This window comes from Pseudomonas sp. S1(2024) (assembly GCF_046557535.1).
Genome location: NZ_JBKGFP010000017.1, coordinates 67,547 through 87,729, shown reverse-complemented (window position 1 = coordinate 87,729; position 20,183 = coordinate 67,547). Strand labels below are relative to the sequence as shown.

Sequence of the window (20,183 nt, the reverse complement as noted above, 5' to 3'; positions counted from 1 at the left end):
AGGTTAAATGCCAAGCGTGTGCTCGTGGTGTGCTGCCGAACGCTTGGCCATCTGCGGCCTGGGGTTTAGCGCCGAGAACGTCGCGAGCATATAGGGAAACTCCCCTGCCACGGGGGTAAATCCGCTACGCTCGTACAGCACACGCAGCTTCGCCCGCAGGCGCAGCTGCTCGGCCTTGTTACCATTAAAGTCCGTCAGGAATGGCGAGGCCTCCAACAGCACTGCGTCATAATGTCGACTGAGGTTTTTCAGTGAACGTAGCAAGCGGGTAGCCAGTCCCTGCCCCCGATGCGCCGGCTGCACCAGAATATTGTCGACATAAAGGATATTGGGCAACGGATCCATGCTATCTGCGGCCCGGATACCCCCAGGCAGCACATCCAGCGCATCGAGTAGCTCATCCCGAAGGCCATAGGTCAGGATATCAGCATCGGAATCTTCAGGGTTGTAGCCGAAGACCCCTTCAAATAGGTCAGTCAATTCCGAGTGCCCGCTGTACATCGCATGCGGGTGGTCATCGGTGGGATCAGCCCAGGAGTCGCGAATACTGGCACCAATAGCCCGCAAGGTCGCAATCACCTGGCCGTCGCGCTCGATCGCCAGGTGATGGATATTGAGGTGGTCAGAGTCCACGCCAGGGTACGGTTCTTTTGTGTGTTTTATCATGAGGGCCTCTTACCCTCATGATTCGGATGGAGCGCTTAAGGTGTCAACGCGCCATCGTCTACCGACCGATTATCCTTGCCAGCGCGGCAAACTGGCTGCGCGTCGAGGTGCTGAATCAGCGCAGACAGGCCTTGCTCAAAGCTTTGGCTCGACCCTGCCCAGCGGGTGGCCAGCATGAGGTTCACCGGGAGGTTGAAATCCTCGACCACCATGCCTTCTGCGTCATGACCGTTTGCACCGGGCACCTTGTCGATCATCGCCCGGTGATCGGCAAAATAGCCCCACACCGGCTTGCCGATGCCACAGGCATAGCCAAACTCGAACACGCTGCCACTGTCTGGCTCGTGCCCCCGGAAGGGGTTCAGGTTGACCAGCACGGCGTCGCAAGAGTCGATCATGCGGACATTGGCGTCGGCGATCCACTTGGCCATGGCGTGTCCGGAAAGGCCTGGAGGGACAACATTGTCGAGCGGATAAAGGCCGACAGCGCCAGCCTTTGCACATTGCGCAACGAGCTGCTCACCATGCGCAATGGAGTCCTGGCGAAACACATCGAAGCCCGCCAGGTAAATTCGGTATGGTTTTTTCACGTTAAAGCCCCAAGTCATCAGCAAGGATATCGGCCCGGAGGTGTTCAGGCACCCGATCAAGATGAGGGGTGATCTCCGAATTTTCAAATGTCCTGAAGAAAAACTCCCATTGGGCCTTGGTTTTGACCAGCGGGATTACCTGCTCGGCACCCATGGCGCGCAGGTAAGCCATCTGCAAGGTGGCATCCTGGACGCGCACCCCTTTGGTGATCGCTTCCTGGATAGAGTTGATTTCCGGTAGATCATCTGGCCACCCGCCCATCATGATCACGTTTTGATAGACATCCAAGAGCGAGCTTTTTCGTTCGGAATTGGGTTTTTCAAGCAAAATGCTTGCCCGCTCGCCATTCTCCTGATTCACCCACAGGTTGTAGCCCCCTGCGGCAAGCTCTCTGAGTGTGCTGGTCGACATTCGCACCACCGAGGCAAACTGCGTCAGTTCCAGCCCCAGATGTTCTTTGGCCAGCAGCAAGCCCTGGGCCTTCAGGCGTGCTTGCGATTGTTCAAACATATAGCGCCACAGCTCCTCTGGAATGATCTTCAGGATTTCCGCACGAGTCCTCTCCTGCTCAAGCAGCAAGAAGAACTTCCTGGCATCGTAGGGCGCTACCTCCACTATCCCTGTGGGGTTGGGCGTAGCAGCGGCATAATCACTGGCGGTCTCAGACAGCTCATAGAAAATATTAACGGGGAAAAAGCCCGAGACAAAATCATGAGCTTCGTTCAGCAGGTCTTCCTGAATGGCTGCCGCTTCGAATTGGGCAAGCCACTGGGTATCCACCATGCACAGGGTGTAGCCTTTCGGGTGATTTAGGCCGGCGAGTGTTTCATCGGACAGAAAATACCGACCCAGCAAGCTAAAATGCTCACCCTCCAGTAGATTGCCATTGTTCACCTGCAAGCCAACATTAACCTCCACAATGGTTTCGAGCCCCACCCTTTCACTGCCCTGCTTTTCATATTTGAGAGCCGACACCCGATTCAGGTCAAAATCACACAGGTTATGGGTGTCGACTGACGCAAAGATGCCTGTTCCGAATGTCCGGATGGTTCGGGTCGTGATGGCTGGCACCGTTGCCGACTGAAGGTCTGCATCGGAAATCCATGCAATGGTCTTGTTGTAGAGCTCAGGGTAGTGGGTAGTGGACAACTCCTGGGCCAGCGCCATCAACATCTCAGGGTTTCTTACCACCCCATTGGCGAGTATGGGCAACGGCAATTTTGATTGGGCAGCCCGAGTGAGTTCAATCACAGAAGCCCATCGACTCGATGACACCATCCATTTGCAAGAGGTGTCATCTTCCGTGTTTTTCCCTACCAGGCTACCAAGCCCTGATTCAACAACCAGTTCGAAGATCTGACGGACTTCCTCAGAATTTCTGCAGTTCGACATGTTTTCGGCCCATGCGGATATCGTATGGCCGTTGATGCTTTTGTAGTCATCCAGGCGCAGCGGGAATTGACTGGCATACCGTTGCTTCAAGGTCTTGGCGATTTCCGCATCCCCCTTGTACAGGGCGGAAACAAAAACTGCCGCAAAACCGTCCCCCAGGTGCTCGATGTAGTTCTGCAGGTCGGAGCGTGGCAAATCCGGATTGTTTATCAGGCCTTCAAAGTAGGAGATGGCAGTCTTTTGGTCGACACCCAGCTTGGCGAAGAACAGGTCTGCCACCTCTGCGAGGTCAGCACTGTCCAATACTGCCCTGAACACACGATTGGCCTGAATCAGGTGCCCTGAATCCATGAGCGCCAAGCCATCCAGCAGATACCCCACCAGTTTCAGGTCGCGAGCTTTCGCTGCCTCATCAAGCAGCTTCTCGTAGTGCGTGTAAGTGGCCATGCTTAGATTCCCAGGTCATCTTCAAGCAGGCTGGCCACCTGCTCATTCAATTTCTCGACGGCGCCTTGGAGGCGAGACACTACATACTCGCGATCTTTGGGTCTCACGAGCGGAAGAATAGCATCGAGATCAACCCACTGGGTGGTTGAGGTCTCGAAGCCTGAATCCTGCCCACCCCAGTGCATCTCAAGGCCTTTGAGCAACAACGTCTTGACTACCTCATTGCGGTTAATCTTGAGGTTTTCAGATAGCACATCGGCAATGCGCGGCATCAGCTCCCAGAAAAACTTGGCCCCGCCAGCTGCGGAAATCGGCTTGCCGTTGAAGTAGGCCTTAGAACTCTGATTGATGATGCCGCCCAGCACCATCACCCCGTTCTCGCGGTGGTTGAGCGCTTTCCAGAGGACATCCTGGCGCTTGATGAACCTCGGGTCTGGATCCTGTGTCAGCAGGGTCGCGTCCGATGTGACAAAGCCAGGGCCCATGCCCGCACTGATCACCAGGTTGTCGCACAATTCGTAGTAGTTGAGTTCGGTTGCCGAACCCCACACATGGAAATTCTTGTAATCAAAGTCAAGATCTCGGGTAAACCCATACAGGTCAGCATGATGCTTGTCTTTGTCAGCAAACAGCCTGCAGAAATGGCTGAGTTGCGTTTTGGTGGTGCAATCGAAAACGGCGAAATCCTTCCCATAATGGGCGATCGCGGCAGTGATGGGGAGTGAGTAGCGGTAGCGGAAATAGGTATCGACCTTGTAGCGTTTCTCGGCGACGTCCATGGTCAGGCCAGCGCCCGTAAACCCAAAGAAATGGTTTTTCACCGATCTTAGGAAATCGGTATTGCCCTCGCGCAGGAAGCGCAAGAAGGGGTTGATGTGTGGGATAAAGCGCATCTCGTCACCTGGCCTGCTTTTTTCAGGCAGGGTGCCCCAGGATTTTTGCGCCTGGATGACGGCTGCACGCACCTCCATCACCAGCCCCGCACGCAGCATGTCCACGAGAAGGTCTTCAATGGGTTTGCCGACCTCCGGGGTCACGTTAAAGGGGTCTATGGCCATCAGCGCTTCTGCGAGCGCCTTGGATGCATGGGCTTGGTGCATGATTGATCTCCTATTTGCACCATCATAGCCCAGGAGAATCGCCGATCAAAAGCTGCGCGTGGCGCCAGGGCATGGGGTTGCCCAGAGGAAAGTGGCCGAGGCGAGGAGATTCGAACTCCTATAATCTTCCCGTTCGAAGCGGGGTGCGTTATCCAGTTTGGCTACGCCTCGGTTTTTTGTTAAATTGGAGCGCATGACCGGATTCGAACCGGCGTCTTCCTGGGTGAAAACCAGGCATCCTAGACCACTAGACGACATGCGCAAAACCTTCAGACAGCAAATCTACTGACTAACTTGCAACGAATGTGGCGGTTCGTACGGGATATCGAACCCGTGTCTGCGCCGTGACAAGGCGCCATTCTAACCACTGAACTAACGAACCAACTAACTGGTGCTCTATAGGGGGCTCGAACCCCTCTTGACGGACTGAAAACCCGCTGTCCTACCAACTAGACGAATAGAGCAAAATCATGTATCTTCGACCCCTGATCTCGGACTAACCAAGATCATTGAATGGTTCGCCATCGGGGATTCGAACCCCGGTCTTCTGGCTGAGAACCAGAAATCCTAGTCCACTAGACGAATGGCGCTTTTGCAATAACAGACCAACTAACACAGCAACTAACATGGCGGTTCGTACGGGTTTCGAACCCGTGTCTGCGCCGTGACAGGGCGCCATTCTAGGCCTCTGAACTAACGAACCAGACAACTGGTGCACCCAGGTGGATTCGAACCACCACATCATCTGACTTCGCAAGTCAGGGCCCTATCCAGTTGGGCTATGGGTACAAAATCTTTCCAATAAAAAACCCCGGAGGCTTCCCTCCGGGGTTCTTATGCCAGGAGGGCGTTTAGCCCTCCTTTCGAAGATGACTAAACGAATGCGCAGGTGCGATCATCGCGATCATTGCGACGTTCAGCAAACCGTTCCTGAGCAAAAGTGTTCATGTCATTCTTCCTACTGATGTTTGGTAGATGATTACAGATTAAAACCCCGACTAAAGCGTGTCAACCACTATTTATAAATTAATTGAATTATTTTTTTTCTGGGCTTCCAGATCCATTTCCAGCATCTCGACTGTCTTGTAGTGCGAGCGGGTAAACCCCTCCTCTCGACAACGATAACCGCGCCGCGTCAGGTGCCTGGACAAACCCTCATTTTGCACTGATTCGACGTACACGGCCCGCCGAGCGGCAAGCGCCAGCTTTTCCACTTCATTCATTAGGATGGGCAGCGCTCCGCGACCGGGTTCGACCACATTCTCCACCGTGGCAATATCCACAGTTGGTTGCATCACACCATCCAGCGGTCGTATGGCTGCCCGCACATAAACACTGAAAGGTGGCATCATCAGGGTAGCCCTGTGCCCAAAGCCACGCTGACTGGCTGCGCCCAAGAAGGCCCCGAGCTGCTCTTGAACACTCAGCCGCAGCGCCGACGCTTCTTGGGCATCCATTTTCGGAATCGCTGCTGAGACGCCATCTGTTCTGCTACCGCCGCGCTGCCTGACCATCACCATTCTCTCGCACTGTTCATTCCTTTAGGGTAGCTCAATCACACCTCTCGATGCACCATTTGCCCTTCACAGCCGTGGTGTATAGGTGGATTTTCCTTTACCCAGACCCTGCTCCACCTTCAATTTAAAGGTATATGCATCCTCATGGAGCTCACGCCATGCTGCACCCTTACAACCAGGCCTTGAACTCGTTCGTGACAGCTAACCAAGCGTCCTTGGCTGCGCTCTTTGGCGTTTCCGAGAGTGCGTTGGACGCACCCCGTTTAGGTAAACTGCTGCAAAGCACCATCGGCGGTCAGTTACAGATCCATTTCGAGTTTCACGGGCGTTTCGACGCCGGCATCCTCAGTGAGCTGCGACTGATACCGCTGGCCAAGCGAACCGCACACAAACTCACGGCGGAGCAGCGCATGGAAATTGGCCGTGTGCAGAACCGCAGCTTGAGCAAAGTGGCCGAACTGCAAAATGACACCAGCACCTTCCTCTCTGCTCAACTTGCTCGCTGGAGAACGGCCAGGATGCGTAGCGAAATGCGCAAGCTTGCCGAAGCCTCTCAGCAGGTCGAGCTGCAGACTCGACGTCTGGTCGCGACCATCCAGCGCTTCAAGCACAACCCGACACCTGAAAATCGGTATGGCATGATGCGATCAATGAAGGGCCTGAACAAGTCGCTGCTCAACATTCACTACAGGGCGCGCTCGGCAGGCGCATGGGCTATTCGCTCTGGCTTCTCGCCCAAGGCTGCAGCCAAGGCCTTGGATCATCTCTACATGCGCAAAATGACCAAGCTGGGCAACAGCTTGCTCCGCCTGGACACCTGGTTTAATGGCCAAGGGGTCAAGTCTTCCATGGGCGTTGGGGTAAAACGACGCCAGCAGATCATGGTCGATGAGTTGCAGCAGGCTCAGGGAGTGGTGAACAGAAACGCTCGGAAAACGCGTTATCCTGAAGCTGACATCACCCCTCCTGGATTAGAACATGGCTAAGGCACCGCACCCAATCTTCGCTGAAGATGCTCCCGATGGCTTGACACAAGACCAGGCAGAATTCGCCCAGGCGTTCGATCACACCGAGAAGGATATGGGGGCTCTTGATCGCGCCTGTCTACTGATCGATGAAGTGCTGGATGCCGTGGCTCAGCCACCTGGCCGCCAGACCCATTGAGCGACTGGGCTTGCCAGCGCCTACAAGCCAAGATCCATGGACAAAAAACTCTCCCGCGTTGCTTCATCCATGTCCTTATGGGTGAGCATCAGCGTGGTTTGAAGCCCCAGTTTGTACAGGTTCTGAAAATGCCTAGGCTCAAGATCCGTGCGCAGGAATTCAGTGACATGCGAAGCAAGGTAGGCCTGCGAAAACTCCCGGTGGGTTGCGCCTCGCGTCCAGCCTTTGTTGGCAATCGTCATGATGACCTGCTCGGCAGGCGAACTGGCTTCAATGGCAGCCACCTCATTGGCCGCTTCCTTGCTGACAACGCCCGTCACGGGGTTCCAGAACAGATTCCGGATTTGCAACGCTGGCACTCCCAATGGAACCAGCAAAGCGCTTTGCCTTGTGTTCAGGCCATGTTCCTGGGCGAACTCAGATCCCCAGCTTAGTAGTGGCAAAAATTGCCAGGCGGCGTACGTAGACCCCAGTAGGGGCGCGGAGGAGGCAAACAAGGCACGAATCCGCTCATCTGCCTGACCAACCTGTTCCTGGTGGATGGCGAGCAACACGCCATAGAACAGCATGGCGTCAATCACCTGGGGCTCACCCGACTCGCCAAGGCGAGCGGGATCATTCAGCGCAAAGGGCAGGCTCGACATTCCCAGCGTTGCTGCCGAGGGCCCGCCAAGGCCCACCACAAGCTGCTCCCGCACAGACTCACCCAGCTCGTTCGCGAGCAGGACAACCAGGTGCAGGGTTTCCAGGCAGCCACCCCGGCCAATGTCGCTCAGCAGCACGCTTACGCCCAAGCCGAGGGTCTCGTAAGGGTCATCCTGCCATTCACATCGACCGAACAAACCGCTTTGCACTGAGGTCAAGTAGGCTTTGCGATCATGGCTCGCGATGACCTCCAGGCCATCGATCGCAGCGCGAATTTGCATGTCCCGCTCAATTTGAAATGAAGATCGATAGATACCGGATACCGGCGAGGGAAAACGGCTGAGTGGATTCAAGCGTTGCGCCAAATCCTGCCAGAATGCCTGCTGCCTCCAGCCGTTAGCGAAACGCTGTGCGTCAGGCGTTCTGGCTTGTAACGAATAAGACTCACTGGTTACGTCAAGCAACTGGTCGGCGATGGTCACTGAACTTCTCCTTTTCTCCATTCTAGGCCCATCGCAGACACCCGATCAAACCTGAACTCAGGTTGCGCCTTCGGTGCTGGCCATACAATGCACAGCGAGGATTTTTCGCAGCAGCACCGCATCCTCATTAGCCACATGGGGCCAGTCCAGCAATTCGATTTGCTCATGGATCTTGGCAACGGATTGCGCCGGCAGATGATCACTAAACAGCGACACGGAAAAGGCCTGGCTCACGTCAACATCGTCATACAGCTTTTTCATCCACTGGATGTCCCACGGACTGTCCACGATGAGGGTTTTGCCCGCAAGCATGGCATTAAGTTCACGTGCGACCAGAAACGCATCACGGCCATGGGTGATGATTGTCTCACGCTCGATGCCATGCAGGATCTCGGCTACCGGATCCCAATCATCCCAGTGTTCCAGCGGGCAGACCAAGCGATACCAGGTCTGCCCGCCTGGGCCAGCAATACCAATGGAAACAGGATAGGACTCATCGTTGTTGTAGCTGCTGGCTTCGATATCCAGCGTCAGCAGCTCGGCAAGGTCTAGGCTCATGCTTCAGTGCTCCTACACTTTGGGATCAAACGCCACACCCTGGTCAGAAAGGATGACCCTTGCCACATCCCTGGCATCATCCACGCCCCGGTGCCGGGTGCCAGAGAAAGCAAGGTTCTGGCGCTTCACTGCCGCACCCAGCCCTCGACGCTTGACCCCACTGCGCGTTTTCGAATAGATCATCTTGGCGTTGAAGTGACGCTCTGCAGGAAAGACCATTTCAGCCCCTTTGCGCTTGGCCTCCACCGTCATCTGGTGCAGGTCGTAGAATCCCCAGGAGCACCAGGCAAAGTCACCCAGCCCTTCAAGCCACGTCTTGGCCACCTGCATGGCTTCGGCAAAATTGTCAGTGCGCACAATGTCATAAGAGACGGTCGGGTCGTCCTGCACCTTGCCTTCAAGCAGGTCATTGGTAATGGAGGTTAGGCCCACGCAAAAATCCGACAGCATGGGGTGCTCGACAGGTTTGACTAGGATGGAAAGTTCGCGGGAGATGGTCAGTGTTGCTACGTCAATGGCCACCATGCCAATCTCGATCACCTCATAGTGCTCTGCACCGGGGTCATTAGGGTCACCCTTATCCCAGCAAGTCGCCTCGATATCCAGGCAACACAATGACGTCAGAGGCCCAGCCTCTTCAAGAATTTTGTCCAGCACGGTGCTTGTTTGCATAGCCCATCTCCATTTTCTTGCCTCAGTGTAACACGCGAAAATAGGGATTCAGATCCCGCCTGAGTCAGCGAACCGCATGGAGCAGGTATTTTGATCAGGGCGCAGGATGGGTCTTGGCAACTGCACTTGTCTTAGGGGTGTTCACAGCCCAAGGAGAGTGATGGCCAATATATCGGAAAGCGATTGCATTCATGTGCAGGATCGCGTGCAGCCCTGGCACCAACCTCGCACCAGGACTTCATCGATGCCCCTGTCGTTGAGCCACAGTAGAGGGTGTTGGACAGTTCAGCGCGCAGGTAGCAGCGAGCTACCAGATATTGCCAACCCCTGGCGTTGATGTCGCCCAGGCCTTTTGCACAGGGCTGAGTGAAGCAGTGAGGCCTTTGACCGTATGTTCGGGTGTCGGCGCATTCATCGCATTCATGACATCGATCATCAACGCGTAACGCTCGGCTTTTGGCGTATGATCCGCCAGGTACGCAGCAATACTACCCAGGTGCTCAGGTCTACCCAAGATGCGCCAGCTATTGGCCTTGCCAGTCAGCGGGCTGTCGACCGTGCTGTGGGCATACACGGCGTTTTCTGGAAGCGTCATGACACGCTGGGTAACCGGGTCGGTAAAGGCCTGGTTGCTGACATTTTTGCGCACCACCATGTGACCCTGCTTGAACACCCCGCCTTTTGTCAGCAGGTCATGAATCGCCTGCGCCAGCACGGGGGCAAAGTCCATGTAGGTCAGTTCTTGAAAGCTAATTGCCCTGTTCATGTCCATTTTAGAGCCCTAAGTCTTGTTCGAGTTTTCCGCTGATGTACATTTCCAGGACATTCTTGGGCAAATGTTCGGAAACACCCACAAAGTCGAATTTCGATGCCAGGAATTTCATGCGCGGCGCCGTGGTTGCCAGCCTGGCCACCTCTACGATGTCCAGACGATCCAACAGGCCTGCTGCCATGTCCTTGATTTTGTCGTCCTGCGAGCGAACGGCTTTGGCCACCCAGGCCTCTGGGGTATCCCCCAGCGCGCTCAAGTCCGCACTGTGACGCTCGCCCAAGCTCGCCCTCAGTCGAGGATGATCGCCCAGGCTGTTGGCATACCCCTGTCGACCTTCGATGTGATAGCTGATCTCCTCGGTAAAGCCCAGTTTCTGGCTTGCCATGAACTCAAGGAAATGCAGCGGCGCGACGATTCTGAATTGAATGTCCCCGAGCGTTTCACGGTAGGTTTTCAGCAGGTCGAGCACCACGGCCAGGTTTTCATCATCGCTTCGGGCATGATCGTAGGTGCTCACACTAAGGCGCTTGGTCTCCTCGGGCCGCTTCTCGTTTTTCATGAACTCTTGGCTCAGCTGCTCACGCTCCAGTGGGCCAGTGAAATATTTGAGCAAGCCTGGCGTGCTATGCAGCTCCACGCCGATGTCCAATTTCGCCATTTCCCGCGTCTTGGAGGAGAACTCCCGATTGATGTCGAAAAATGCCGCAGGCACCCCTTTGAGGTATAGCCTGGTATCCAGGGAGCTGGAAATCCTGCGTGACAGCTGCCCACGAATTTTCAGCACTTCCGGGCGATGGTACTGCACGGCCAGGGCCAACTCCGCTGGCACATCCGCCTTTTCACGGGGGAAATGACTGGGCACGAGAATCACCGCCATCGTCGGATCGGGTGCGATCGACTCCCTCAGCATCGCAATCTGATCGTTGGCCAGCAACGACATGGCCAGCCGGACTTCCACATCAGAGGTCTTGTCGCTCACGCTGGCAAACGCATGCACCGGAGTCATGAATCGGCCATTGCTGTCTTCAACGAGCTGATCAGAACTGACCCTCAATGCAATGGCGCCATGCAGCTCCAGCGCCTTGATATCGGCTGCCGCAGCCACGGCAGGGTAGTGATTCGGGAAATGCTCCAGATGCCAGCCGCCCAGTGACGCCGCGTAGGTCTGGCCCAGCGCAAAGGCCTCGCCCAGCGTCGCATCTTTGACCAGGGGAAGCTCGCCAGCCAGGGTAACCTTGGGTATGCCAATATTGCGCTCCAGCAGAATATCGCCGACGTAATCCACTTGGGCGTTGAATCGGCTTTGCGACCAAAGCCCCCAGGTATTGTCCTGGCCGGTAATGCCAGCAAGGTCGGCACTGGGTGGCATGTCCAAACCCAGGAGGTTCAGCACCTGCAAGGTCGAGCGATCCCATGTGCGGTAGTTGCCCATGATGCGGAAGAACGCCATTTCCTTGTTGATACGGGTGTAGTGGCGCAGATCCTCATGCATCATCAGCCGGATCTCGTCCAGCGAATCCAGCGACTTCAACAGGGTCAGAGCCTGAACGTGGTGACCTTTGGAGCAGAGATTCGCAATGAAGTGATGTCTGGACTCAGGCGTGGCCTTGAGCGCCACCTCTTCAATAAAATCGAGGTATCCCGGCAGCGGGCACAATTTGGCCGACAGCAGCCTCTCGACTTCTTTTGACGAATATTGGCTACGCGTCAGGGCTTGACGCCAGACGTCAGAAAATACGTCATCATGGTTTTTCTGCCCGTCATCCTCCCTGTTTCGGATAACAGTGTCGAGCCGATAGGCTAAATCTTCGAGCTCGATGAAAGGCGCGGCGACCGCAATGAGATCAACGCGCTTTTCACGCTCGGCAAGCTCAAACAGGAGCAGCAGGGCATCTTTGGTGTTGCTTGGAGGGTAATCTCTGGCCATGTTGGTCTCGCGCCTTTTTTACCAGTATTGCGCGCTGCCAACAGGCGAAGCAAGGTTTTGCCCTTGCTCAGGAATACATTTTTGAAATCAAGTGAACAGCTACCCCCATCGACGCCGCGCCGACTGGCACCGCCCACTGCGGCATGCGACGGGTCAGTGACGATGCCATCTGCAACGAGAATGCACAGAATACCGAGGCGATGGCTGAAACCACCAACATGCTGGTGCTGGGGCTCCAGCTCCCAGACAGGCTGGTCAGGAAAATCATGGCGGTCTGCACCAGGTAGATTGAGATGAAAAAGGCATGCCAGGCCAGAACGCCATTCAGGTACGCCTCGGAGAATCGCTGGGTAAACGGCAGGCCTTTGGGCATGGCCAGGATGGTGGGAGCCGACATGAAGCCAATCATCAGAAGGCACGAAACGGCCATGAAGATGCCCGCCTGCAGCCCCATGACCATCGCCGACATGATGAACAACGTCGCGGCGTAGAGGCCGATCCAGCGCAGCTTGTAGCCAGGATCTTCCTGGGCCCATGCCTGCATCACCAGGGGTGCGTGGGTGATGGAACCAATCACGTAATGAATGGGGTGTTGAGCGACTTTCAGGAACATGAGGGGTGCCCACTATTTTTCGTTATATTGTGCGCATATGAACCCACAAACCTTTTTCTGGGTCAAGCGAAAGAACTCGGTTAACGAGTTAATTGACAGCTACCAAATTCCTCCTTAGTATTTTCCCCACCCATTATTGCCTGTAGGAGGCGCATGTGACTTCCATCAACACCATCAACCTGGACAAAGGCCAGCGAATCAGCCTGGACAAGGCGGCTCCGGGCCTGAAGAAAATCATTGTCGGTCTCGGCTGGCGCGAGAGCGGTGTGCCGGGCGTCGCGTTCGACCTCGACGCCAGTGCGTTGATGCTGAACGCACAGAACCGCGTAGGCCAAGATCACCACTTCATCTTCTACAACGCGGCCTTCCAGGTCAGTCCGTGCGGCAGTGTGCGCCACTCCGGCGACAACCTCTCGGGCGCCCAGAACGATGAAGAGTGCGAACAGATCAGCATCAACCTGGAAACCCTGCCCGAGTCGGTGAAGCGCATCGTCGTTGCGGTGACCATCTACAAGGCCACCGAGCGTGGGCAGAGCTTTGGTCAGGTGCGAGACGCCTTTGCCCAGATCAAGAACGAGGAAACCGGCGAAACGGTGGCCCGCTACAACCTGACCCACACCTACGACAAAGAAACGGCCCTGGAAATGCTGGAGATCTACCGCTACAGCGACGGTAACGTCAATGAATGGCGTGTCGGTGCGATTGGCCAGGGCTATTCCCAAGGTCTGAATGGCATCGCCAGCCGATACGGCCTGGACGTCACTGGCGGCTGACAGCCGGCAGCAAGTCATCAAGTCAGCAGCAATGAAATCCCGGCCCTGCCGGGATTTTTTATGGCCTGCATATTGCACCACACGAATCACCAATATATATTTAACTCGTAGTGATCGAGACGATACTACTCACGTGCCTGCGGGGCGTGATTTTCCATTTATTGTCGCTCTTGGAGGACAACATGAACCAAGCCCATCTGCTTTTCAACCTGACTTCCGCCTTTGAATCCCTGGCCTCGCGCCAGCAGACGCCCGGCAAAGACTGGTCATACCCACCGACCGATTTGCTCAAAACCGGCGAGAACAGTTACGAACTTCATTTTGCACTGGCCGGCACCCGGCTTGACCAAATTGACATTTCGTCGGAGCTTCAGCAGCTCACCGTCAGCGTCAAGTTCCCGGAACCTGCTGGTGAAGACCAGTACGTCGTCAAGTCGATTGCACGACGCTCGTTCACCCGAAAATTCGCCTTGGCCGAACATTTCCAGGTCGGTGAAGCAACGTTTGTCGATGGTCTGCTCAAGATCAAGCTGGAGCAGGTCATCCCTGAGGCGCTGAAAAAACGCACCATCCCAATTACCTGATACTCCTACGAAGAGGGGGCCCTTGGGCCCCCTTTTTTCATGCTGAGGTACGCATGCTGGACACCATTCTGAAAGAAGCCGCAGAAGCCGGGCGCCTCGATCGCAAAGACCAATCTGAATGTGCCCCTTACCACTCCGCACGGTACAAGGCGCTGCGAGAGAAGCACCCGGAAAAACATGAGCGCAAAATGCTCAAAGCCTACCTGGATGCCCACCGGGGTTATGTCCTGGACGTCTCCAAACTCCCCCCACTGTTCAACAGGTAATGCCCCATCATGACAACCCTTGACCGCACTTTAGATGTGGCTGTTCCAGACCAAGAAAAACGCCATCTGCTTGAACTGGACGAGAAACTCCAGCAGCTCCTGGCTGCCAAACGATCGGGAGCAGAGGTGACTGATGAGGCCGTGCTGTTCGCCTACACCTGCCGAGCAGCAGAAAGCCGCCGCTTGCAGCTGCAGGTATTGTCTCAGCGCGAGCAATGTCGAAATCACCTGGGGATGCTGATGCTCGATTTTCTGCGGCGCCAGGACAACACTAATCCAGAGGTCACATGGCTGCTGCATGCCTTGGGCGAATCCTACCAGACGCCCACCAAAGAACAGGTCTTGCAGGCTTTCCGCGCCGAAATCTATGAGCGCGGCCAGCACCTGGGTGCTAATGACAGTCTTCGCTGGAATGAGATCGCCTACGGTTTTGCGCTGGCCCGAGGCTGCTCGCAACCGGTGGCGCAGGAAATCATGGTTGACTGGTACGACTACTGCCGCGCCAGTGACCCTGCTTGACCGAGCATCATCGACCCCGGCACGCTGTAGCAAACGAGATTGGATTGCCTGAAATGCGCAAAACTTATGTGATTTACCATGCACACTGCCTCGATGGCATGACCTCTGCCGCCATCGCCTACCAAAAGTTCGGCGACCAGGCGACCTATCTGCCGGGCGTCTATGAAAAGCTCCCGTTCGATGAACTGGTCGACTCGGACGTGTACCTGCTCGACTTCACCCTCAAAGAACAGCCGTTGCGGGATTTGCTCGCCAGCGGGAACCGGGTAACGATCATTGATCACCACGAAGATGCGGTGAAGGCCATTGCCCATGTGCCAATCCACGAGCTGATTTTCGACAACGAGGAGAGTGGTGCGAGCCTGACCTGGGGTTATTTCTTCCCGGAGCGTGAGCCACCGCGAATGGTTACCTACGCCAAGGATTACGACCTGTGGAAATTCAGGCATCCAGAAACCAATGGCTTCATCGCCTGGCTGGAGCAGTTCCCGCTGGACATCCAGGTATTCGCACAGAAGCTGCAAATGGATGATGCCGCTTACACCAAAGCCCTGGAGATCGGCACTCCGCTTTACCAATACAAGATGAACCTGGTGGCCTCAATCGTCGATCAGGCACGCCCCTGTGTGATCAAAGGTCATCATGGCTGGATGGTGAACGGGCCATACCCGTTGGCCAGCGTGATCGGTGAGCAACTGGCGCGCAAATACGACACCTATGCCATGATCTGGTCTGAGCGCGCCGATAAGACGGTGAGGCTGTCTTTTCGGGCTACCGATGGTATTGTTCCTCAGCTGATTGCGCAGGCCCTGGGCGGTAACGGACACAAGAAGGCGGCGGGCCATTCACTGCCCATGGCGGCGTTCCAGCGCCTCATTGCTGCCAGTGACAGGGCCCTGGAGCAGCCAGAACCCTGATTGATCACCAACGGGCGGTTACGCAGCGCCCCAGTGCTTGTACGGGCGCTTTGCCAGGGACGAGTTGTAATACTCTGCTTGCCCGGTCACCTCCTCACCCAACCACTCGGGACGGGTAAAGTCTTCACCCTTGGTCTTGAAGCTGATTTCGGCCACGACCAACCCTTCGTTCTCGCCCTGGAATTCATCGACCTCAAACAGATGGCCGGCATGCCTGATAAAGTGGCGGGTCTTGTCGATACCGCCCGGCTCACACAGGGCAAACATGAAGTTCGCCTCCTCCAGCGTCAGCTGCTTGTTCATTTCCGGGCATTCTTCCCCGGATTCATCACTGGGGCCCTTGATGGTCAGCACGCCACGCCCGTCCTGCACCCGCACTCGAACCGTGCGTTCCGGGTTGGAGTTCAGATAACCCTGGCGAATTACGGCGCTGTGCTCGATCTGCTCGCGCCAGCCTGCCTTGACCAGAAACTTGCGCTCGATTTCCTTTCCCACGCTGTTGCTTTCGGCGAACGCGGCACCTGGGTCAGGGCTGTTGGCAGCCACCAGTTGTTGAATGGTGCTGGCCAGGGCATTGAGTCCTTCCTGGTCATCGATGTGGTAATAACCACAGGCCAGGCCCTTGAAGTGCTCGCGTGGCGACGGGCAGCCCCCATGACCATCAACCCGCACGCTGTGACCGTGCGAGGCATGCAAGGCTTCGGCGGTTTCAACGTCCAGGCCCGGCCCTTTGGCTTCCCAGTACCGCCAGCTGCGCACAAATTCCCAGCCATGCAGATGGCCGCGAACCGAGGTGACGACCTCGCTGTTTTCTTTGCGAAACAGCTCGTGGCTGATGACCTCAATGCCGGCAAGGGCCAACTCTTGCGCGAGTATCGCGTCATTATCCGGATCGTTGCCGGCTCTGTTCAAAAACCCCATGGTTTGCTCTCCTGGACTAAACACAGAAAAACCCGGCGCAGGCACCGGGCTTTGATTGCAAAAAAACGCCGATCAGCCAATCAGGCGTATCAAGTCGTCTTCATTCAACACCGGAATCTTGAGTGCGGCAGCTTCGGCCAGCTTGCCGCCGCCATCAGCCCCCGCAATCAGCGCGGTGGTTTTCTTGCCCACACTCCCGGAGGTCTTCGCGCCTTTGGCTTCCAGTTTCGCCTTGGCTTCGCCACGAGACATCTGGCTGAGCGTTCCGGTCAGCACGTAAACATGGCCTGCCAGCGATGTGTCTTGTTGCGCCACCGGGGCAATGTCCACACCCAGGCTCAGCATGCGCTCTGCCATAACCCGAATCGGCGAGCCTGGCTCAAACGCCTTGGTCAACGACAGTGAGGTTTTCGGGCCGAAATCCGGGAGTGCCAAGAAGTCGTTGTAGGTCTTGCCGAGGATCGCGTCGAAGCTCAGGAACTGCTTTGCAAGATCCTTGGCCGTCCCTTCACCTGCGTTACGGATGCCCAGCGAGCGCAAGAAGCGGTGCAGCTCGGTTTTCTTGGCAGTTTCGATGGCAGCCAGCAGCTTGTTCACACTGGCGTCAGCCATGCCCTCGACGGTGATCAGCTGGTCATAGGTCAGGGCAAACACGTCCGACAGGTCTTTCAGGATACCCATGTCGCACAGGGTCTTGACCGTGGTTTTCCCCAGGCCATCGATATCCAGGACTTCTCGGGACACCGCATTGATGATCATTTCGTCGCGCTGGGCATCACACACGATACCGCCCTGGCAACGACGGTAGGCCTGCTTCACTTCAATCCACTTACCCTTCTTTTTGATCAGGTCGGTGTCATTGAGGATTTCGCTATTGCAGCGCGGGCAGTGGGAGGGCGCCTGGATGGGCTTGGCATCGGGCAGGCGCTTCTCGGCGACCGACATCATCATCTGCGGGATCACATCACCGGCACGCCGAATAATGACCGTATCACCCTCATGCAGATCCAGCCGCGCCACTTCGTCCCAGTTGTGCAAGGTCACATTGGACACGACGACGCCGCCCACCTGCACCGGTCTGACCCGTGCCACGGGCGTGGCAAGGCCGGTGCGGCCAATCTGGGTATCGACCTTCAGCAACTCGGTAGAGACTTCCTCGGCAGGGAACTTCCAGGCAATGGCAAAGCGCGGCACCCGCCCGACAAAACCCATCTCTTCCTGAAGCTCGATTTTGTTGAGCTTGAAGACGATGCCATCGATGTCGTAGTTCAGCGTAGGGCGGCGCTCCAGCAGGTTTTCCCAAGCCTTTTTGACCCCCTCGAACCCTTTGATCACCGCAAGGCCTGGAGTCACCGGGATACCCCAGCTTTTCAGCAGCTCCATCGCCTCGATGTGCGTCTTTGGACGAATGCCATCGGCCTTCACCAGGCTGTAAGCGCAGAACTCCAGGGGTCGGCTGGCGGCCACGGCGCTGTCCAGCTGGCGCAGCGATCCCGCTGCTGCATTGCGCGGGTTCGAGTAAGTTTTCAGGCCCTGCTCGATTTGGCGCTTGTTCAAGGCCTCAAAACCATCACGAGGCATGAACACTTCGCCACGCACCTCCAGGAAGGCCGGGTAATTGCCACGCAGCTTCAGCGGGATGTTGCGTACCGTACGTATGGTATGAGTGACATCTTCCCCAGTCTCACCGTCACCACGGGTAGCCCCCAGGTTCAGGATGCCATCGATGTAAATCAGCGAGGCGGCCAGGCCATCATACTTGGGCTCCTCTGCATACTCCAGGTCGGTTTCGCCAAGTTCAACTTCAATGACCTTTTCGAACTTATGAAAATCGGCGTCCTCGAAGGCGTTGTCCAAGCTCAGCATGCGCACGGCATGGGTGATCGGTTTCAGGCCGCCAACGGCGACATAGCCACCTACCTTTTGCGTCGGGGAGTCGGGTGTCAGTTGCGAGGGGTCGGCAGCCTCGATCGCTTTGAGCTCCTGAAACAGAGCATCGTATTCACGATCCGTGATGGTCGGGGCATCCAGCACGTGATAACGATGGTTATGCTCGTTCAGCAATTGACGAAGTTCGGCGGCACGGGGGTTGATAGGCATAGTGATCTCCTTGGTATAGTGTCAATATAACGCAAAATAGATACATTGAAAGAGGCAATTCCCGTGGCCGCCAAAAATACCCCGCGAAGCCCCAAAAAGCTGTTATGCCTTGACCTGGATGAAACCCTGATCCACGCCAGCATGAAGCCGTTTGAGCACTATCAACTGATTGTGGACGGTGATTTCATGGCGGTTCGACCGGGGTTGATCGCCTTTCTCGACAGGCTGGCACCCCACTATGATTTCATGCTGTGGAGCGTCTCCGGGGAGGAGTATGTCAACGCCGTGTTGAAAGTCATGTGGCCCAAAGAGCACGAGCTCAAGGCCATTTACACCGGCAAGCATGCCAGGCCCCATGTGGAAAATGGCTACGGAATTCCCACCTACAAGGAATTGTACAAGGTCTCCCGGCGCCTGCCGTATAGCCGCAGCCAGATCCTTGCCCTGGATGATCGGCCCCTCGCCCACAAATTCAACTACGGCAATTTGGTACAAATTCAGCCCTTTTTGGGGGATCCGGACGATCGTGAATTTGAAAAGGTGGGCAACCTCCTGGAAAACCTGGCGGGGGTGCCCGACGTTCGTACCGTCGAGAAGCGCTGGTTCAAGATGATGCCTGATATGTACGCCGACAGACGCGCTCAAGGCGCAGGCGAGCCGTCTCCAGGCGCCTGAAGCGTCGCCTCAACGACTGCCAGGCTACGCAGGGTCTTCTGGATCTTTTGCTCGCACATCTGGCAATACTCAAGGCTCATGGCAGGGCCTGATGGGTTGATGACCCTGTCGGCGATCGCAGGGAGGTAGAAATACAGCGAGTTGGTACCATATACCGGCCTGTCGAGATCCCTGAGCAAATCACTTTTGGTAATGTTGTCGATCAGCCGCTCGATCAGCATGCTGCTGGGCAGGCTGGCGACTTGTGTTCGGGCCTCTTCCGCCTTGATGGACATATTTCCCAGCACCGTACCTGGTTTGGCCAGATGACTCAGCGTTTCTTTGAAGGGGAAAAATAGCCCTCGGGTTTTGTAGGTGGAGGATTTCAGTCCAGACTCAAAAGCCCAGAACCCGTTGATGGCGGAGTAGAGTCGCTCAGCCTGATTTAGCGTCGGCAGCGCTGAAGCCCTGCCTGGCTTGATTTGATCGGCCAATGGCACAAGCGCTGACAGCCGATCATCCAACTTTTTCCTGAGCTCTACAACCGTGGCCAGACTGTGTTTAACGGCCTCGCTGGCCCATGAGCCGCAAAAGCGAAACAGCAGCTCATCGATCAGATCCGATGTTCGAAACTGGGGTTTCTGATCTCCCTTGGGGTCATGCATGTCCATGTTCACATGGCGCATGGAATCCTGCACCAGCAACAGCAGTAGCGCCACGTCCGGTACGTGGGGGCCAACCAGGGTGTCCAAGTCCGCAAGGGCAACACGTCGGGTAGCCGCGTCCGTTTGGGAGGCCGCCAGCACGGTATCGAGGAGGATGGGGAGGATTGAGGGCATCAGAAAAGCCTTTTTTCTTTATGGTACAGGCATGGAACGGAAAAATTCAAAGCCGCATATCGCT

22 protein-coding genes and 6 tRNA genes are annotated in these 20,183 nt (G+C 56.1%); 8 read left to right on the top strand and 20 right to left on the bottom strand.

The features are described 5' to 3' along the window. Nucleotides 1–3: 3 nt before the first annotated feature. The 11 genes from ACLCGK_RS06755 to ACLCGK_RS06705 all read right to left on the bottom strand — a co-directional run bounded on the left by ACLCGK_RS06755 (nucleotide 4) and on the right by ACLCGK_RS06705 (nucleotide 5,653). Complete coding sequence (locus ACLCGK_RS06755; protein ID WP_410951579.1) at nucleotides 4–666, bottom strand: GNAT family N-acetyltransferase; 663 nt, start codon at nucleotides 664–666, stop codon at nucleotides 4–6. Between the two features lie 35 nt (nucleotides 667–701). Continuing rightward, on the bottom strand, nucleotides 702–1,274 hold the full coding sequence (locus ACLCGK_RS06750) for a nucleoside 2-deoxyribosyltransferase (protein ID WP_410951770.1): 573 nt from the start codon (nucleotides 1,272–1,274) through the stop codon (nucleotides 702–704). After that, the gene (locus ACLCGK_RS06745; RefSeq protein WP_410951578.1) at nucleotides 1,258–3,096 is read right to left on the bottom strand and encodes a hypothetical protein; all 1,839 of its coding nucleotides are present in this window, start codon (nucleotides 3,094–3,096) and stop codon (nucleotides 1,258–1,260) included. The genes ACLCGK_RS06750 and ACLCGK_RS06745 overlap by 17 nt, the downstream gene beginning before the upstream one ends. Before the next feature lie 2 nt (nucleotides 3,097–3,098). Further along, nucleotides 3,099–4,196: a hypothetical protein gene (locus ACLCGK_RS06740; protein ID WP_410951577.1), complete on the bottom strand. Its 1,098-nt coding sequence runs from the start codon at nucleotides 4,194–4,196 to the stop codon at nucleotides 3,099–3,101. A gap of 92 nt (nucleotides 4,197–4,288) precedes the next feature. Beyond that, nucleotides 4,289–4,367: transfer RNA gene (locus ACLCGK_RS06735), tRNA-Arg, on the bottom strand. Nucleotides 4,368–4,381: 14 nt separating this feature from the next. Beyond that, nucleotides 4,382–4,458: transfer RNA gene (locus ACLCGK_RS06730), tRNA-Glu, on the bottom strand. A gap of 44 nt (nucleotides 4,459–4,502) precedes the next feature. Further along, nucleotides 4,503–4,578 (bottom strand) — tRNA-Asp (locus tag ACLCGK_RS06725). Nucleotides 4,579–4,585: 7 nt separating this feature from the next. Further along, nucleotides 4,586–4,660: transfer RNA gene (locus ACLCGK_RS06720), tRNA-Glu, on the bottom strand. A 163-nt stretch (nucleotides 4,661–4,823) separates the two neighbouring features. Next, a tRNA-Asp gene (locus ACLCGK_RS06715) sits at nucleotides 4,824–4,899 on the bottom strand. 7 nt (nucleotides 4,900–4,906) lie between these two features. Beyond that, nucleotides 4,907–4,985, bottom strand: a tRNA-Arg gene (locus ACLCGK_RS06710). A 230-nt stretch (nucleotides 4,986–5,215) separates the two neighbouring features. Further along, nucleotides 5,216–5,653 carry a hypothetical protein gene (locus ACLCGK_RS06705; RefSeq protein ID WP_410951576.1) on the bottom strand — a complete coding sequence of 146 codons (438 nt, stop codon included), beginning with the start codon at nucleotides 5,651–5,653 and terminating at the stop codon, nucleotides 5,216–5,218. A 218-nt stretch (nucleotides 5,654–5,871) separates the two neighbouring features. Here ACLCGK_RS06705 and ACLCGK_RS06700 point away from each other — a divergent pair, with 218 nt between their 5' ends. After that, entirely contained in the window at nucleotides 5,872–6,699 is an 828-nt protein-coding gene (locus ACLCGK_RS06700; protein ID WP_410951575.1) for a hypothetical protein, read from the top strand. Then, entirely contained in the window at nucleotides 6,692–6,877 is a 186-nt protein-coding gene (locus ACLCGK_RS06695) for a hypothetical protein (protein WP_315695166.1), read from the top strand. The genes ACLCGK_RS06700 and ACLCGK_RS06695 overlap by 8 nt, the downstream gene beginning before the upstream one ends. 20 nt (nucleotides 6,878–6,897) lie before the next feature. Here the strand turns inward: ACLCGK_RS06695 and ACLCGK_RS06690 are convergent, their stop codons facing one another. From ACLCGK_RS06690 to ACLCGK_RS06665, 6 genes are all read right to left on the bottom strand, one after another. Beyond that, nucleotides 6,898–8,004: a hypothetical protein gene (locus ACLCGK_RS06690; RefSeq protein ID WP_410951574.1), complete on the bottom strand. Its 1,107-nt coding sequence runs from the start codon at nucleotides 8,002–8,004 to the stop codon at nucleotides 6,898–6,900. Between the two features lie 57 nt (nucleotides 8,005–8,061). After that, on the bottom strand, nucleotides 8,062–8,562 hold the full coding sequence (locus ACLCGK_RS06685; protein WP_410951573.1) for a hypothetical protein: 501 nt from the start codon (nucleotides 8,560–8,562) through the stop codon (nucleotides 8,062–8,064). Between the two features lie 12 nt (nucleotides 8,563–8,574). Beyond that, on the bottom strand, nucleotides 8,575–9,234 hold the full coding sequence (locus ACLCGK_RS06680; RefSeq protein ID WP_410951572.1) for a 3'-5' exonuclease: 660 nt from the start codon (nucleotides 9,232–9,234) through the stop codon (nucleotides 8,575–8,577). Nucleotides 9,235–9,541: 307 nt separating this feature from the next. Next, complete coding sequence (locus ACLCGK_RS06675) at nucleotides 9,542–9,964, bottom strand: hypothetical protein (RefSeq protein ID WP_410951571.1); 423 nt, start codon at nucleotides 9,962–9,964, stop codon at nucleotides 9,542–9,544. A gap of 43 nt (nucleotides 9,965–10,007) precedes the next feature. Further along, the gene (locus ACLCGK_RS06670; RefSeq protein WP_410951570.1) at nucleotides 10,008–11,933 is read right to left on the bottom strand and encodes a hypothetical protein; all 1,926 of its coding nucleotides are present in this window, start codon (nucleotides 11,931–11,933) and stop codon (nucleotides 10,008–10,010) included. Between the two features lie 67 nt (nucleotides 11,934–12,000). Next, on the bottom strand, nucleotides 12,001–12,546 hold the full coding sequence (locus ACLCGK_RS06665; protein ID WP_410951569.1) for a hypothetical protein: 546 nt from the start codon (nucleotides 12,544–12,546) through the stop codon (nucleotides 12,001–12,003). Between the two features lie 155 nt (nucleotides 12,547–12,701). Here ACLCGK_RS06665 and ACLCGK_RS06660 point away from each other — a divergent pair, with 155 nt between their 5' ends. The 5 genes from ACLCGK_RS06660 to ACLCGK_RS06640 all read left to right on the top strand — a co-directional run bounded on the left by ACLCGK_RS06660 (nucleotide 12,702) and on the right by ACLCGK_RS06640 (nucleotide 15,605). Further along, entirely contained in the window at nucleotides 12,702–13,319 is a 618-nt protein-coding gene (locus ACLCGK_RS06660) for a TerD family protein (RefSeq protein ID WP_201785241.1), read from the top strand. A 182-nt stretch (nucleotides 13,320–13,501) separates the two neighbouring features. Next, complete coding sequence (locus ACLCGK_RS06655; protein WP_056797765.1) at nucleotides 13,502–13,903, top strand: Hsp20 family protein; 402 nt, start codon at nucleotides 13,502–13,504, stop codon at nucleotides 13,901–13,903. Between the two features lie 53 nt (nucleotides 13,904–13,956). After that, nucleotides 13,957–14,169: a hypothetical protein gene (locus ACLCGK_RS06650; RefSeq protein WP_410951568.1), complete on the top strand. Its 213-nt coding sequence runs from the start codon at nucleotides 13,957–13,959 to the stop codon at nucleotides 14,167–14,169. A gap of 9 nt (nucleotides 14,170–14,178) precedes the next feature. Then, on the top strand, nucleotides 14,179–14,688 hold the full coding sequence (locus tag ACLCGK_RS06645; RefSeq protein ID WP_410951567.1) for a hypothetical protein: 510 nt from the start codon (nucleotides 14,179–14,181) through the stop codon (nucleotides 14,686–14,688). A 53-nt stretch (nucleotides 14,689–14,741) separates the two neighbouring features. Beyond that, nucleotides 14,742–15,605, top strand: coding sequence for a phosphoesterase dhha1 (locus ACLCGK_RS06640; RefSeq protein WP_410951769.1), 864 nt, complete (start codon nucleotides 14,742–14,744; stop codon nucleotides 15,603–15,605). An 18-nt stretch (nucleotides 15,606–15,623) separates the two neighbouring features. Here ACLCGK_RS06640 and ACLCGK_RS06635 read toward each other — a convergent pair whose 3' ends face one another. After that, the gene (locus ACLCGK_RS06635) at nucleotides 15,624–16,526 is read right to left on the bottom strand and encodes a CYTH domain-containing protein (protein WP_410951566.1); all 903 of its coding nucleotides are present in this window, start codon (nucleotides 16,524–16,526) and stop codon (nucleotides 15,624–15,626) included. 72 nt (nucleotides 16,527–16,598) lie between these two features. After that, a complete protein-coding gene (gene ligA, locus ACLCGK_RS06630) occupies nucleotides 16,599–18,626 on the bottom strand; it encodes an NAD-dependent DNA ligase LigA (protein WP_410951565.1) in 2,028 nt (675 codons plus the stop codon). A gap of 63 nt (nucleotides 18,627–18,689) precedes the next feature. Between ligA and ACLCGK_RS06625 the strand changes: the two genes are divergently transcribed. Next, nucleotides 18,690–19,301 carry an HAD family hydrolase gene (locus ACLCGK_RS06625; RefSeq protein WP_410951564.1) on the top strand — a complete coding sequence of 204 codons (612 nt, stop codon included), beginning with the start codon at nucleotides 18,690–18,692 and terminating at the stop codon, nucleotides 19,299–19,301. Here the strand turns inward: ACLCGK_RS06625 and ACLCGK_RS06620 are convergent. Continuing rightward, a complete protein-coding gene (locus ACLCGK_RS06620; protein WP_410951563.1) occupies nucleotides 19,268–20,119 on the bottom strand; it encodes a hypothetical protein in 852 nt (283 codons plus the stop codon). The two genes, ACLCGK_RS06625 and ACLCGK_RS06620, sit on opposite strands and share 34 nt — an antisense overlap. Nucleotides 20,120–20,183: the final 64 nt, after the last annotated feature.